This window comes from Roseibium sp. TrichSKD4 (genome assembly GCF_000148725.1).
Classification (GTDB): Bacteria; Pseudomonadota; Alphaproteobacteria; order Rhizobiales; family Stappiaceae; genus Roseibium.
This window is the reverse complement of sequence record NZ_GL476319.1, coordinates 1-1,323: the sequence shown is the minus strand read 5'-3', so window position 1 is coordinate 1,323 and position 1,323 is coordinate 1. Positions and strand designations below refer to the sequence as shown.

General features: G+C 55.9%; 1 protein-coding gene. It reads right to left on the bottom strand.

Going from position 1 to position 1,323, the window contains the following annotated elements:
• Positions 1–166: 166 nt before the first annotated feature.
• Complete coding sequence (locus tag TRICHSKD4_RS16240; RefSeq protein WP_009467980.1) at positions 167–1,072, bottom strand: hypothetical protein; 906 nt, start codon at positions 1,070–1,072, stop codon at positions 167–169.
• Positions 1,073–1,323: the final 251 nt, after the last annotated feature.

Genomic DNA, 1,323 nt, shown 5'->3' with positions numbered 1-1,323 from the left:
CCTGCAGTAGTGGGGTTTGCTCTGCCACCGCGCTAGAATTGCTTCTTTGAGCTGTGCAAGGTCTGCGTCACTAATTGGTTTTACCGTCTCTGGTTTCATGTGCATTCCATAATTGAAACGGCCCTTGCGGGCCGCTTTTTGAGAAATCGGGCGATTTATTGCGACATCAGGCGACAAAAGCGCCCATACCGTCGAGGATGGCTTGGGCCTTGTTTTTTGTTTCGTCGCGCACTTTCTCGGATATGCGCAGCACGTCGGCGTCATGTGCGGTCAGGGCTTCCAGCTGCTGGGCGAGATCGTCCAGTTTCGGATCGCCCGTAATGTTGAGTGATGGCATGACGCTGATCAGGTCTCGGACGTTCTCGACCAGGGAATTGCGGAAGGTGCCCTCTGCGCGGTCGCCTTTCTTGGCGGCGGGTTTATAGGCCGACAACCGATCGACCATACGCTCGCACACTTCGCGCACCCGGCGGTAGACATCGGAAACGGCCCGATTGGTTGCCTCTTGTATGGTCTTTTCGACCTCAGCGCGGATGCTTTGGGCTTGCGCGTCGGAGATGGAAATCCGCATATCGTCGGTCGACGGTGCCGTCATGGTCCGCATGGTCATATCGAACTTCTTGGCGATCTCGTGGGGCGTTGGGTAGTCAGCCTCATTGAACATATCGCCAAGGCGGGCGCGGGCCTTATCCACATGGGCCGGGTAGGCGGTCAGGAAATCGGCGACCAACTGTTCATATTCCGCCTTTTGCTTCTGAAACCATGCGGCGTGGTCCACATAGTGCTCAGCCGCCAGTACGCGCTGGCCATCATCCAGCCATGGCAGGGTGCGTCCGTTAAACTCGGTCCGGACTGCATTTGCCTTTCTCTGGATCTCCTCAAGCGCCTTTTTGGGCAGAAGGGATTTGTTGACGCGGCTTGCATCGCTTGCCGCCTTGTGGGTTTCGTTGACCTCCTGCGAGACCTTTCGGTCAAACTTATGCGCGGTCCATTGGGAGATGGTCAGCGAGACAATCAAGGCGCGTGTCGCGAGTACATTCGAGACGGACGGGATTTCAGAAATTGCGTTCATGGTGTCCTCCAGTTCTGTTCGAGGGGATGGGGCACGCAACAAAAAACCCGCCTTGCGGGCGGGGTGGTCATATTCGGATTGTGAGGGTTAGTTCTGGTGGTTCGTAAACCCGTCAGGCAAAGAGCTTTTCGGCAAGCACATAAAAACCGACAACTGCGGCAAGCATAGAGCCAATGCGCAGAGTCATACGTTGCTCACTGGCCGCAATCGCGTTGTTCAGGTCTTCCTTGGTTACAAGGTCTGCCATAATA

Excerpts from the sequence above, each read along its gene's own strand:
- TRICHSKD4_RS16240 (WP_009467980.1), bottom strand. The coding sequence starts at position 1,072 with ATGAACGCAATTTCTGAAATCCCGTCCGTCTCGAATGTACTCGCGACA.